General features: G+C 69.2%; 11 protein-coding genes, 1 pseudogene and 1 CRISPR repeat array. Of the genes and pseudogenes, 9 read left to right on the top strand and 3 right to left on the bottom strand.

Going from position 1 to position 12,854, the window contains the following annotated elements; translation table 11 throughout:
* Positions 1–76: 76 nt before the first annotated feature.
* Positions 77–238, top strand: coding sequence for a hypothetical protein (locus tag CLV40_RS38175; RefSeq protein WP_181043636.1), 162 nt, complete (start codon positions 77–79; stop codon positions 236–238).
* A 113-nt stretch (positions 239–351) separates the two neighbouring features.
* Here CLV40_RS38175 and CLV40_RS21225 read toward each other — a convergent pair whose 3' ends face one another.
* Positions 352–618, bottom strand: coding sequence for a hypothetical protein (locus tag CLV40_RS21225; RefSeq protein ID WP_146108155.1), 267 nt, complete (start codon positions 616–618; stop codon positions 352–354).
* A 355-nt stretch (positions 619–973) separates the two neighbouring features.
* On the opposite strand from CLV40_RS21225, the gene CLV40_RS21220 reads away from it, so the two are divergent.
* The 6 genes from CLV40_RS21220 to CLV40_RS21200 all read left to right on the top strand — a co-directional run bounded on the left by CLV40_RS21220 (position 974) and on the right by CLV40_RS21200 (position 7,291).
* Positions 974–3,433, top strand: a complete 2,460-nt coding sequence (locus CLV40_RS21220) for a tetratricopeptide repeat protein (RefSeq protein WP_104480702.1) — start codon at positions 974–976, stop codon at positions 3,431–3,433.
* An 827-nt stretch (positions 3,434–4,260) separates the two neighbouring features.
* The gene (locus CLV40_RS21215; RefSeq protein WP_181043635.1) at positions 4,261–5,139 is read left to right on the top strand and encodes a helix-turn-helix domain-containing protein; all 879 of its coding nucleotides are present in this window, start codon (positions 4,261–4,263) and stop codon (positions 5,137–5,139) included.
* Positions 5,136–5,333, top strand: a complete 198-nt coding sequence (locus CLV40_RS38170) for a DUF397 domain-containing protein (RefSeq protein WP_181043634.1) — start codon at positions 5,136–5,138, stop codon at positions 5,331–5,333. Before CLV40_RS21215 ends, CLV40_RS38170 begins: the two co-directional genes overlap by 4 nt.
* A gap of 553 nt (positions 5,334–5,886) precedes the next feature.
* Complete coding sequence (locus CLV40_RS21210) at positions 5,887–6,501, top strand: hypothetical protein (RefSeq protein WP_146108154.1); 615 nt, start codon at positions 5,887–5,889, stop codon at positions 6,499–6,501.
* The gene (locus CLV40_RS21205) at positions 6,438–6,782 is read left to right on the top strand and encodes a hypothetical protein (protein ID WP_146108153.1); all 345 of its coding nucleotides are present in this window, start codon (positions 6,438–6,440) and stop codon (positions 6,780–6,782) included. The genes CLV40_RS21210 and CLV40_RS21205 overlap by 64 nt, the downstream gene beginning before the upstream one ends.
* 38 nt (positions 6,783–6,820) lie before the next feature.
* Positions 6,821–7,291: a hypothetical protein gene (locus tag CLV40_RS21200; protein WP_146108152.1), complete on the top strand. Its 471-nt coding sequence runs from the start codon at positions 6,821–6,823 to the stop codon at positions 7,289–7,291.
* A gap of 126 nt (positions 7,292–7,417) precedes the next feature.
* Here CLV40_RS21200 and CLV40_RS40835 read toward each other — a convergent pair.
* Positions 7,418–7,642, bottom strand: a pseudogene (locus CLV40_RS40835) (helix-turn-helix domain-containing protein); the annotation flags it as partial.
* Between the two features lie 197 nt (positions 7,643–7,839).
* On the opposite strand from CLV40_RS40835, the gene CLV40_RS38165 reads away from it, so the two are divergent.
* On the top strand, positions 7,840–8,061 hold the full coding sequence (locus tag CLV40_RS38165; protein ID WP_181043640.1) for a hypothetical protein: 222 nt from the start codon (positions 7,840–7,842) through the stop codon (positions 8,059–8,061).
* 488 nt (positions 8,062–8,549) lie between these two features.
* Here CLV40_RS38165 and CLV40_RS21190 read toward each other — a convergent pair whose 3' ends face one another.
* Entirely contained in the window at positions 8,550–8,861 is a 312-nt protein-coding gene (locus CLV40_RS21190; RefSeq protein ID WP_104480697.1) for a hypothetical protein, read from the bottom strand.
* Positions 8,862–9,150: 289 nt separating this feature from the next.
* Positions 9,151–11,543: direct repeats of the CRISPR family, unit length 30 nt; unit sequence GTTGCGAACCCTCGTAGGGGCGATGAGGAC.
* Positions 11,544–12,068: 525 nt separating this feature from the next.
* Between CLV40_RS21190 and CLV40_RS21185 the strand changes: the two genes are divergently transcribed.
* A complete protein-coding gene (locus CLV40_RS21185) occupies positions 12,069–12,797 on the top strand; it encodes a CRISPR-associated endoribonuclease Cas6 (RefSeq protein ID WP_104480696.1) in 729 nt (242 codons plus the stop codon).
* The last annotated feature ends 57 nt before the right edge of the window (positions 12,798–12,854 follow it).

The following is a 12,854-nucleotide window of genomic DNA, read 5'->3' as shown; positions in this document are numbered from 1 at the left end:
GCGTAGGCGCCCAGAGCTTCCACGCGGGTGGCGATCTCAAGCCAGAGCTGGGGGCCGATCGCACACCGTGGGCCTCGTGGCCGTGCTCGTCGAAGCCGACGGCGTAGACGCGGGTCAACGCTGCGACGGCTCGCTCGTGCCACCGCGCGCGCTCGACCCGCAGGCACAGCGCCGCCAAGGCGACCAGGCGGTCAAGGAGTTGCCGCAGCTGGTCCTCCTGTTCGGGGGCGGCGAGTAGTTCGGCGGCCTCGCGCGGCAGCTGTTCGAGTAGGCGCAGCAGTGGGATGTCGTCGTTGCGGCGCAGCAACTCGGTGACGAGCCGGTCGAAGGTCTTGGCGTCGAGTTTCCAGGTCACGGCCTCGGTCGGGAGGCCTGCACACGGTGGGCCGCCAACCCGAGATCGAGCCGCGCGGTCCACTCCGCGAACGCCTCGCGCCGCCAGCTGTCCTTGCGCCGGGCGACGATCTGCTCGACGAGCAGTCTGCGGTCGGCGTCGGTCCAGCGTTCACTGCGCGTGCCGTGGCGTACGAACACATCACCGACCCGGAACACGATGTTCTTCTTGGGCTTGCCGTGGGGAACGGTTCCTCGTACTCGCCCGCCTCGCGGAACGCGCACCAGCCTTAGTCGCTGGGAGCGACGTACAGCAGCGCGACAGGCATTCCCTGGACCTCGTACCAGGCTGACTTCGGTGCGCGACATGCCCGGCGGGAGAGTCACCCGCAACACCCACCACGTCAACTCGGCCGCCAGCGTGACCTACCCGCCCCGCGTCAACCACCTGCGTCGCACGGCCTCATGACCGCCGGAGCACAGCCCCTCGGGACCGGCCACACACGAATACGGCCGTGCGCGGACAAACGCCGTACGTCCGCCGTCCGTCCCCCGGGCTGAACGCAACATCGCCTGCGGTGCTGGGCGGGTCGACGCGAGGGGTTGGAGAGGCGGGGTCGCCAATGCCAGCGGGGGTTGGGTGGATGATCTGGGCGTGGCGGGCGACGGCGGTGGGGGCAACACCTTCTCGGGTATCGGCAGCGGGCCGGTCGTGCAGGCCGGGACTGTCCACGACGGCGTGCACTTCCATCCGCCGGTGGCGCGGGAGCCGGTGGGGTTGCCGTTTCGGTTCGGGTCGGTACCCGCCCGGGTCGGCGGGTTCCAGGACCGTGCGGTCGCCGGGGCGGTGGCCGCGGCGGTGGAGGGTGACGGCCCGGCGGTGTTGACCTCCTCGGGGGTGGGGGTGGTGTCGGGGTTGGGCGGGGTGAGCAAGACCCAGTTGGCCGCCGACTACGCCCACCGCGCCTGGGACCGGCGGCAGGTGGACTTGGTGGTGTGGGTGGCAGCCACCTCCCGCGACGGTGTGGTGGCCGCCTACGCGCGGTTGGCCGCCGAGCTGACCGGTCTCACCGATGCCGACGCCGAGCAGGGAGCACAACGGGCTGTGGACTGGCTGGCCAGTACAGGGCGCCGGTGGCTGGTGGTCCTCGACGACGTGCGGTCCCCGGGTGATCTGAAGGGCCTGTGGCCTCCGCGCACCACCTGTGGGCGGGTGTTGGTGACGACCCGGCGCCGCGACGCCGCCTTGGCCCGGGTCGGGTCGATGGTGGAGGTGGGGTTGTTCACCCCGGCGGAGTCGGCCGCCTACCTGCGGGCGGTGTTGGCGCGGCGGCCCGGGTTGGCTGAGGGCGCGGCCGAGCTCGCCGAGGCGTTGGGGCATCTGCCGTTGGCACTGTCACAGGCCGCCGCCTACGCCGCCGACCGCAACATCAGCTGCGTCGAGTACCTGGCCAGGTTCCGAGCCCGTCGCCTGGTCACGGTGTTGCCCGCGCCGGACGCGCTGCCCGATGAGCATCAGGCCACCGTGGACGTCACCTGGTCGTTGTCGATCGAGGCCGCCGACAAAGTGGACCCGGCCGGGTTGGCCGCCCCGCTGATGCGGTTGTGCGCGGTGCTGGACCCCAACGGCATCCCGCTGTCGGTGCTCACCGCCGACCCGGTCGTAGCCCTCCTCACCGAACTCACCGGTGAGGTGGTCGATGCCGAGCAGGCTCGTGACGGGCTGGCCTGCCTGTACCTGCTCAACCTGATCACCCTCGACACCCGGACCCCGCATCCGGAGGTGCGGACGCACGCCCTGGTCCAACGCGCCACTCGCGAACACACCCCTGAGCAGGAGATGTCGCGCCTGGCCCACACCGCCGCCGACGCCCTGATGGCCGCCTGGCCGGAGATCGAACGCGACACCACCCACGCCGCCGTCCTGCGCGCCAACGCCCTCGCTCTGCACACCACCGGCCACCACCTGTGGCACCCCAACCCCCACGAGGTGCTGTTCCTGGCCGGGAATAGCCTCGGACTGGCCGGACAAGCCGTCGGCGCCCGCGAGTACTTCACCCGCCTGCGCACCACTGCCACCCACTTCCACGGCTCTGACCACCCCGGCACACTCGCCACCCGCCACAACCTGGCTTGCTGGCTGGGAGAGGCGGGTGACCCGGCCGGGGCCGTCACGAGTTTTGTCGATGTGGTCAACGACCACATGCGGGTGCTGGGCCCCGACCACCCCGACACTCTCACTGCCCGTCACAACCTGGCCTACTGGCGGGGGCAGGCGGGTGATCCTGTGGGGGCCGCGGCCGCGACGGCCGACTTGCTCGTCGACCGGGTGCGGGTGCTGGGCCCCGACCACCCCGACACTCTCACTGCCCGTCACAACCTGGCCCGCTGGCGGGGGGAGGCGGGTGATCCGGTGGGGGCCGCGGCCGCGACGGCCGACTTGCTCGTCGACCGGGTACGGGTGCTGGGCCCCGACCACCCCGACACCCTTGCCACGCGTCACAACCTGGCCCGCTGGCGGGGGCGGGCCGGCGACCCGGTCGGGGCCGTCGCCGGGTTCGTCGACTTACTCACCGCCCAGGAGCGGGTGCTGGGACCCGACCACCCCCACACCCTCACTACCCGCCACGATCTGGCCGCCTGGCGAGGGCAGGCGGAAGACCCGACCGGGGCCGTCGCCGGGCTTGTCGACCTGCTCGCCGACCGGGTGCGGGTGCTGGGCCCCGACCACCCCGACACCCTCATCACCCGTAACAACCTCGCCTACTGGCGGCGGGAGGCGGGTGATCCGGTCGGGGCCGCGACCGCGATCGCCGACCTGCTCGACGACCAACTGCGAGTACTGGGCCCAGACCACCTCCACACCCTCGCCACCCGTCACAACCTGGCCTGCAGCCGGGGGAAAGCAGGCGATCCGGCCGGGGCCGCGACCGCGATCGCCGACCTGCTCACCGACGTGGAACGGGTGCTGGGACCCGACCACCCGCACACCCTCACCACCCGCGACAACCTGGCCCATTGGCGGCGAGTCGCCGAGGAGGTATCGCACCACGATGATGGATGGTCTGGTTCAGCCGAGGCCGATCACCAGGGCTCGTGAGGGCCGCCTTGCCGTCCAGACCGCGGGTCCCGCCCCACCACAGGGCCAGCACGACCCCGGCGGTGAGCGCCCCGACCGCTGCCATGCCGACGATGATCTTCCAACGCGGGATCGCGGGAAGCGTCGCACGCGGTGGGTGGGCGACAGGGCCTGGTGGTGGCTGCGTGGACGGTCTCATGGCCGGTCATGGTGCAACCCGGTCGCCGTCGGGCTTTGACCAACGTCGTCTCCACCCGTCCGGGGACCCGAGCGGACGCCTTCCGCGCCACCCCGATCACCTCGGGACCGCCCACCGGCCGTGGCCGAGGTGACCCGAGGGGCTCGATGGCGCGTGTGTCCACGCCGGGAGCCGTGGGGCAGCGGTTTCGCGCTGTGGTGGGTCCGGGGTCGTGGCGGGGCTCAGGACGGGGGCGGGATCCGTGTGGGGGTCGTGTAGTGCCGTTCCACGGGGAGCAGGAATCGCATGAGTGCCACGCAGCAGTCGGCGCAGTGCCCGCTGGGAATGGCCGGGGGGTGCTCCCACGTATGGGTGATGGGCATGCCGCACAGGCCGTACGGCTGGACCGGGTGGCCCGGGCGGACGGCGTGAAGCCTGCCGAGGTCGAGTCCCGCCGATCGGAACGTTCCCCACCGCCACGCCGCGAGGCACGTGGTGGCGTGACGGTCGGTGGTTGTCGATGAACGGGGGTGATCTTCCCAGCCCGGGTGGCTTCTAGACTGCTCGGCGGTGGGGACCATGACACCACGCTACATAGGAATTCCTATTTTCTGTTGGGCTGAACGGGTGTCGCGGTGTGGTGGTCGGGTGGGACGGAGGCGGACAGAGGGTGTCGAAGCGGGCCCTGTCGACGGCACACACGCGGCTGCTGCACGCGCTCAACGACCTGAAGGCGACGGCACGTCTCACCGACGCCGAGGCCGCCAAGGCCACCGATCTGCAAGGGTCGAAGATCAGCCGGATCCTGCAGGGCCAGTCCAAGGCCAAACCCGAGGACGTGCGCCTGCTCGCCAGGGCCTACAACGCCACCCCGGAGGTGGTCGAGGCGTTGGTCGACCTGGCCGAGCGGGCATGGCGGGCCGGGGACGACTGGACGACCGTCTTCTCCGCGTTCACCGACGCCTTCTGGCACGGCCTCGACATGGAACGCCACGCCACCGAGATCAACCAGATCCAGAGCGAGATCGTGCCCGGCCTCGCCCAAACCGAGCACTACCGGCTCGCACTGCAACAGGCGGCCGGGCCCCTCCTCGATCGCGACCTCGTCCTCCACGGACTCCGACAACGGCACGCCCTGCTGGAGCGCGTCGACCCACCACCGCCACGAGTGCGGATGATCCTGTCGGAATCGTGCCTGCGCCGCCGCCACGGCACGAGCGCGGTCATGGCCGAACAGATGCGCGCCCTGCTGCGCTTCGCCGCGCGCCCCACGGTCGAACTGCGCCTCGCCCCCTTCGCCGGGCCACCGGCGCGGCACTCGTCGCTGAACTTCACCTTGATGCACATTCCCGGCGCGGCCGAACCCATCGCGCCCATGGACGTGGTGTGCCTGGAGCACCTCGCCGACGCGCAGTATCTCCGCGACCCCGAGCACGTGCGGCCCTACCAGGACCTTTTCGAACAGCGCTGGCGGCTCGCGGTCGCGGGCGAGGCGTGCGAGAAGATGATCTCCGGCATCGCCGACGACTACGACAGGACGACACCGTGACCATCCAGCTCGCGGATTCGTGGCGCAAGTCCACCTCCTCGCAGCCCAACGAGGCCTGCGTGGAAATCAACCACCGACACAACAACGACCATGCCGGCATCCGGGACGGCAAACACCGAGCCGGCCCCACGATCACCATCCCCGGCGCGGCTCTCACCGCACTGGTCCACCACGTCAGGGAACACCCCGCATAGCCCACGCCGTACACGCGCCCGGCCGACAGGCATAGAGGACCCCGCACCGGCACACCGGCCGACACACACGGACGCGTTCGCACCGGCCCACCAACCGCGACCGGGCTGTCGCCCCGCCTCCCGGACAGGAGGACGCGACGCGGGCCACCGGCGTGCCCGGCACCGAGATCGACGTCCCCTGGCGCTTGGCGTTGCGCGGTGTCGACTCACCCCTCGACGCCGATCGGATCGGCGGCTCGACCGGGTTTCACGCGCGGTTCCCGACGGGCGCGCCCGGTCCGCATGCGCGGCGCACGCCGAGTTCGTGACGAGGCGACCCTCCCCGCCCGGGATCGATCACCGCAGGTGCCTCGACGGCGCGGCCACGATTCCCCTCCGGTCCGGGACCCGATGCGGTCTCGAGCGAGCTGTCACGCGTGGTGGGAGGCGATCGACTGGAACCGGCATGGGGATTACCGAGTCGCGATCGATCGGATGGTCAGAACGCGCGACCCGGCGTTCTTGGCGAGCGGTGGCGATCATCGCCGGAAACGCCACTGGTAGGTTCCACCACATGGACTCGTCGCCGCGGGACAACGCTGACGACATCGGTCCGGACAAGAAAAACGATGATCCCTCGACAACGCGCAACTCGTTGAGCGGATCGGGTTCTGCGGTCGTGCAGGCCCGGGATATCAGGGGCGGTATCACCCAGAACGCCTATCACTCGCCGGGGAGAATGGGCTGGACGGCGCTGCTGGTCTGCTTGCTGATTCTGGGTGGACTGTTGCTGGTCAACTCCCTCAACGACGATCCGCCGGTGCAATCGGGAATCGACGATGCCGAGGTTCCGTTGGTGGCGGCGGCCGTGCCAGCCGCGCAGCGATGCTCGTCGAACTGGTTCACGCCCAAGCCCGTCACGGGGATGTGGCCGCGGCTCCACGGAGGCGGCTTCCAGTCCTGGACCGACGTCGCTCCCCTCGCCGACGGCGCCTCCGCCGACACCGGCGAGGTGATGGTCACCCTGCAGGGACGGCGCCCCGACCGCGGCGTGGTGATCACCGGCATCACGGTCGAAGTGCTCAGCCGGGACACGCCACCGCAGGGGGTGGTGCTCAACGACCAGTGCGGGGCCCCGAGTACTACCGGTACGTCGACATCGACCTCGACCAACCCCGACCCAGCGTGATCGGCAGGCCGGTGGACCCCAAGGCGGTCGAGTTGGCCCGCTCCAAGGGGTGGCGTGTGGATCCGGTGGCGTTCCCCTACGAGATCACCAGCACCGACTCCGAGACGTTCCTCCTCCACGCCGCCACCACCTCGTGCGACTGCCGTTGGACCGTTCACTTCACCTGGTCCTCCGGCGGCCGCACCGGCACGCTGACCGTACCGAGCGATGGCGGCTCCTTCCGCGTGGTCAGCGGTGCGGGCGCACGCCGATGCTCGCTCGTGGAACCGGCGTGCGGATGAGGTCCGCGCGGGGTCGAGCACTGAACAGGGTGCTGGCGGTGATGGTGGTCGCGGTATTCCTCGCCTGGGGACTCGTCCTCCTGCTCGACGGCGAGCAGCGAGACACCGCGCCGCGAACCTCCTGCGGTGCGCCCGCCCTGACCTACACGAACGGGACCCCGCTCGGCGAGGCTGTCGCCCGAGACGTCACCGGTGTGCACGCGGCGGCTTGTGCGGGCGACTACGGCGCCTTGGCACCGTTCGTGTCCGACCCGACCCGGCCCGCAGCCGAGATCGTGTTGACGTGGCGCGCGGAGGACCCGACGGGGGTGAAGCTGCGGGCCATTGCCGAGGTGCTCGAACGGCCCGGTGCCGGCGGGCAGGGCGGCCTGGTTTTTTGCGATCCGGACAAGGGACTGGTCGTGTTCAGTCGCGGCACCTTCGACGTGCGATCAGGATTGACAGACGTGGAATTCCCTGGCGATCAACGTCTCGTCGACTGTTCCCGCTACGGTCCGGACCAGGCGTGACGATACCGCCCCCGGCCTGACCCGAGATGACGCTCCGTCCTGGCGCACCCGAACATCAACCACTCGGAGTCAAGACTGCGGAACATCGCTCACTCGTCCGGACAGGAACCTCGGGCGGTCACCGTCTTCCAGGGCGATGCGGCGGGCCGACCACGTACGGTCCCGGCACGGAGTGCTGAGGCGGTCGACCAGCCCGGCCTCGCCGAAACGGCGATAACGATTGCCCCACTGGGAGGCGCACTGGCGCGAGAAGCCCATCTCGGCGGCGACGTGGGCGATCGGACGGGTCCTGCCGCGTTCGACGAGGCGGATGGCAGCCTTCGACGGACCACGGGCGTTACGGTCGCGCACGGACGTGCCTTTCCGCTCGGCGGACGAGTTGGTCGCGGCCTGCCGCTGCTCGGCGTGGTCCTGGGCGAGGCGTCCAAGGGCGTAAAGCCCACCCAACCGCACGAGGGCTTTGTCGGAGCCAAGTTGCTCGACCGCCTTGGTGTAGAGGTCGGCAACACGGGGGCGTCGGCCTCGGTGGCCGCGGCCACTCGCTTCCGGTGCTGGCGGGTGGTGTCGAAGATCTCGCGTTGCAGGGCGTAGGCGCGGGCGACGTCGGCTTGGTCGCGTTCCTTCTGCGCCAACCCGATCTCGGTGGAACGTTGCCGCCGCCAGGCCAGGTACAGGCCGAACAGGACCCCGGGACCCAGCAGCGCGGTGACCCCGATGCGCGCCAGCTCCACCTGCGCATTCGCCCGCACGGTACCGCCGTCGACAAGTAGCCACAGCAGCGCCAGCAGCCCGCCGACTACCACCACGACTCCGACCACAGCGGTGACGACTGCCCGCGTGCTCGGCGGTGCCATCGGTGCGGTTGGTCGCTCGGGCTGGGGACCGAGAAGTGCCCTACCGGCTGATCATCGCCGCCTGCTGCCCGCGCGTTGCGGGCAGCCGACACCGAACGCGCACGCTGCAGGTGCTTCCGCCTCAAGCACGGCACCGGTCGTGTCTTTCACCCTCGGGGAAACCGACGGCGTCCCGGTGGGGGAGGGATCGATCGAGGTCGTGGCCGTCACGCTGGAGCCGAATGGACCGGCTCCGCAGGCTTGGAGGTCGCCCCGCCACGGCCGAGGAGATGTCTCGGCTGATGCACCGGTCGTGCTCGCTGGACCTGGCTGCGGAGCCGGGTGCCCCGTGAGGGGCCGGAGGACCTGGCCTCCTTCCCCGGTGCTGAACGCTGCTAAAACTCACGTAGCACCGATCAGCGGCTTTACGAGAAGAGGGTTCCAGTCGCTAGCGACTGGAACCCCACGTGTCCGAAGACCGAGCAACTCCATGTCTCCAGCTTGATGCGTGCTGCTGACCTGCAACTTCCGTAGCCGCGCCGCTCGGTGTCGGGGTACTTCGTGTCCATCGCCGCGGCTTCGGCGGATTCCTGCGCGTTGACGGTCGTCGGGGCTCCAACGACAGCCTCAGCCAGGCCGGCGACACCGACGGCCGTCCGCGAGACCTGCCAGGCTGCCAGCGCCTCAGCGACCGTGGTGGTGGCGCCAAAACCCGCGTCCAGGTCGGCGGCGAGCACTTCGTCCTTAGCCCGGCGTACGCGGCGGGCCTAGCCTCGGCCCACACCGATCTGGTCGCTGACGACCGCCCACCACCGGTCGCCGGAACACAGTGCTGCGATGGACCTGGCGGCGAGCACCTTTGACGTTCAACTCGGGGCGGTACCGAGGCCGGGCCGCGTCAATCGCCTCCTGCAGTTGGCCTTCCCACCACTGACCGGCGCCGTGGAGCAAGCCGGTCCAGCTCATCGAGTGGCGAACGCTCGTAGGGCGATAGGGACCTCGATCACGGGGAGGCAACGCCACCCGGTTGCGAACCCTCGTAGGGGCGATCAGGACCTCCCCGTCCACGATGACCGTGTGGGCGCACAACCGTTGCGAACCCTCGTAGGGGCAATGAGGATCGGTCGGCTCGCCGGGCGTCGGGCGGCCGCCGGTCATGTTGCGAACCCTCGTAGGGGCGATGAGGACCGCCAACGGCACCACCAGGTCCTGGTACCTGCCGCAGTTGCGAACCCTCGTAGGGGCGATGAGGACGGCGACGCCGGAACTCACCAAACCGGTGTCGACCGGGTTGCGAACCCTCGTAGGGGCGATGAGGACCTGCGCCAGTTCCCCATGGTGGCCGCCGTCGACCTGGTTGCGAACCCTCGTAGGGGCGATGAGGACCGGATACAGGCAGCCAGCTACAGGGAGATGGGTGCGCGTTGCGAACCCTCGTAGGGGCGATGAGGACCCGGAAGCATGACGGGAGCTTCCTTTCCTGCGGCCATGTTGCGAACCCTCGTAGGGGCGATGAGGACCGGGGGGTCAGCCAGAGCGGCGGGTCTTCTCAGGTCAGTTGCGAACCCCTCGTAGGGGCGATGAGGACCGCCGCAAGGTGGGGGACCTGGCGAAACTGGCCGCCTGTTGCGAAGCCTCGTAGGGGCGATGAGGACCGGCGGCTCATCGAGCAGCAGGGCCCCGGCGGCAAGTTGCGAACCCTCGTAGGGGCGATGAGGACATGGCGTGGCCCTCCAGGAGGTAGACCCCCGGGGTGCCGTTGCGAACCCTCGTAGGGGCGATGAGGACCGTCCCGCCGCGACTACACCCGCGCCGGATTGTGCTGTTGCGAACCCTCGTAGGGGCGATGAGGACGCGCAGGCCCGCCGGTTCGCCCCACGGGCACCGTGTTGCGAACTCTCGTAGGGGCGATGAGGACCTCCAGACGTGCACTGGGTCATAGGCCAGGCAGAGTTGCGAACCCTCGTAGGGGCGATGAGGACTTGCGCACCAGGTGCGGGGCGTGGACGAACAGCACGTTGCGAACCCTCGTAGGGGCGATGAGGACGGGCTCGTCATCTCGCTGAGCGCGGACGTACTCCACGTTGCGAACCCTCGTAGGGGCGATGAGGACCTGCGGCGGCCAAGCGCTCCGCGAGCGCGTCCACGTGTTGCGAACCCTCGTAGGGGCGATGAGGACACGACATCCCCCTGAGCGTCCACGCCCGCAGGAGGTTGCGAACCCTCGTAGGGGCGATGAGGACCTGGTGGTGCAGGCTCTTGTCTGCCGTGACCCAGATGTTGCGAACCCTCGTAGGGGCGATGAGGACCGCAACCCATCAGGACAACGACGCATATCTAGCAGAGTTGCGAACCCTCGTAGGGGCGATGAGGACCTCGGCGAGCGGGCGGTCGGGGTGCTGGAGGTGATGTTGCGAACCCTCGTAGGGGCGATGAGGACAGCTACGAAAGGAGGTCACGGTGGTCCAGTCCAACTAGTTGCGAACCCTCGTAGGGGCGATGAGGACCGGTCTTCTCGGGGCAGGTGATCGAGCACGTGGTGTGGTTGCGAACCCTCGTAGGGGCGATGAGGACCAGCGCACGCCGCGCTTCCACATCCGGGTACCGCTGTTGCGAACCCTCGTAGGGGCGATGAGGACGTGAAGTTCCCCGAGCCGGTGACGGGAGACGACAAGGTTGCGAACCCTCGTAGGGGCGATGAGGACCCGGACGGCTGCGACTTCGTGATCGACTCCTGCGAGTTGCGAACCCTCGTAGGGGCGATGAGGACTCCGTCCGCGAGCAGCGGCAGCGCCACACCAGCGCGTTGCGAACCCTCGTAGGGGCGATGAGGACGCGTCACCGAACTCCTCCGGCCACGACACCTTGACGAAGTTGCGAACCCTCGTAGGGGCGATGAGGACCTGCGCGGTGTAGATCTGGCCCACGGTCACCTCAGTTGCGAACCCTCGTAGGGGCGATGAGGACCCCTTCCTCGGTCGTGCGCAGCGGCGCCCTGGCGTTGCGAACCCTCGTAGGGGCGATGAGGACGGTCCTGGCTGGTGATGTCGCGCCGCAGCACCGTGTTGCGAACCCTCGTAGGGGCGATGAGGACGCGGATCCCTTGCCGTGGATCCCTGACCCTGATGAGGTTGCGAACCCTCGTAGGGGCGATGAGGACCGCACCGGACACGGTCTGTGTGGGCGCGTCGAAAGTTGCGAACCCTCGTAGGGGCGATGAGGACTCAAGCGGTCCAGGCTGTAGCGGATCGCCTCCGCGTTGCGAACCCTCGTAGGGGCGATGAGGACTCCCAGCACCGGCGGGGCCGGAACTCGACCAACCAGTTGCGAACCCTCGTAGGGGCGATGAGGACCTCGGCGGCTTCGTCGTTGGAGCCGACGATCAGCAGGTTGCGAACCCTCGTAGGGGCGATGAGGACCCCAGGGTAAACCTGCTGGTCAAGTGAGGCATGTGGAAGGCGGTTGAGGGCAGGTTTTGCAGCGAACCTCCGGTCGTGCTGGCCGAGGCGGTGTGTCGCTGCTGGAGGTGGTTGTGGCGTGGTGTGGCGGCTTCGTTGCGGTAGCATCATGCCGACTCTCATTACCCGGATGGTTTTGGTTGACGGGTTCGCAACTTGTAGTGGTCATGTTTGGCTCCTTGAAGAACTTGTCGCCCCTCCGAGGGTTGTCGGTGTCGTCGGTTGCGTTGAGAACTTGCGACCGATCGGCGAGAACGTGAGTAGTGCTCGCTCCACGTTGGTTGCGGTCACCGGTGAAGTGGACAAAAGATGGTCGTTGTAATGGTCATCGTTACATCGCTCACGCGGGCCCGGTAGCGTCAGGTTCTGCTGGTCGTCATGGATGGTTGCCGGGGTGATTATGTCGGCGCCCACCGACAGTTTCGGGGCGGGGCTGTTCTCGCTGGTCTTCGGGTGTGTGGTTCTCCGAGGTGTCCGGGAGGTTGTATGCGCTTGCGGTTGGTTGTGTCGACGGCGGCCAAGGAGTTGCCGTGGCGGGAGGTGTTGAGGCCCGGTCGGGCGGTGGCGTATTCGGCGATCACCGAGGTCGATGGTGCTTTGGGGAAGCGGTTGCACGATGTCGGGTTCGGGGTACACGGCATGGCGCCGCTGGGGTATGGGGCGCCTGTGTTCCCGGCGGCGCGACGGCGCCGCGGTAGTTACGCGATCGGCGGCCCGGGGACTATCGAGTTCGGCAGCCCGGTGTCGGGCGTGGTCGAGACCTTGGCGCGTGGGCTGGCCGGGTTCCGGGTGCTCGACTGGGGAGGCGTGGCGCTGCGGGTGTCCGGGATCGAGCCTGTTGAGCCTCCGGAGTTCGGCTCGGGACGGGCCAGGTTCCGCACGGTGACACCAGTGGTAATGAAGGGCGCGGGTCGGGACGAGTCCGGGCTGCGGGCGACCAGGCAGGAGTGGTTGCTGCCGGGGGAAGCCGGGTGGGCGGAGTACTTCCAGGGAAATCTCCGCCGGAAGGCGGAAACGCTGGGTCTGGATCCGCGGGTGAGCCTGGAGTCGGTGGAGTGGGTTGGGCCGAAGCGGTCGTTCGCGGTGGGGGAGGGCGCGAAACCGGGAGCCGCGGTGGAGGTGGAGATCGCCGGGGCGCCGGAGATGCTTCGGGCGCTCTGGAGTTGGGGACTTGGCCAAGCCAACGCTGCCGGGATGGGCTGGGTGGGCTCGTGAGTGGGCCGCAGTCGCAGTTGGTGTTGACCCCACACCCATTGCAGCGTGTAGGCGCGT

The organism is Actinokineospora auranticolor (assembly GCF_002934265.1).
GTDB classification, from domain to species: domain Bacteria; phylum Actinomycetota; class Actinomycetes; order Mycobacteriales; family Pseudonocardiaceae; genus Actinokineospora; species Actinokineospora auranticolor.
Note: the sequence above shows the minus strand (reverse complement) of the source record. Positions and strands in the feature narration are given on the sequence as shown.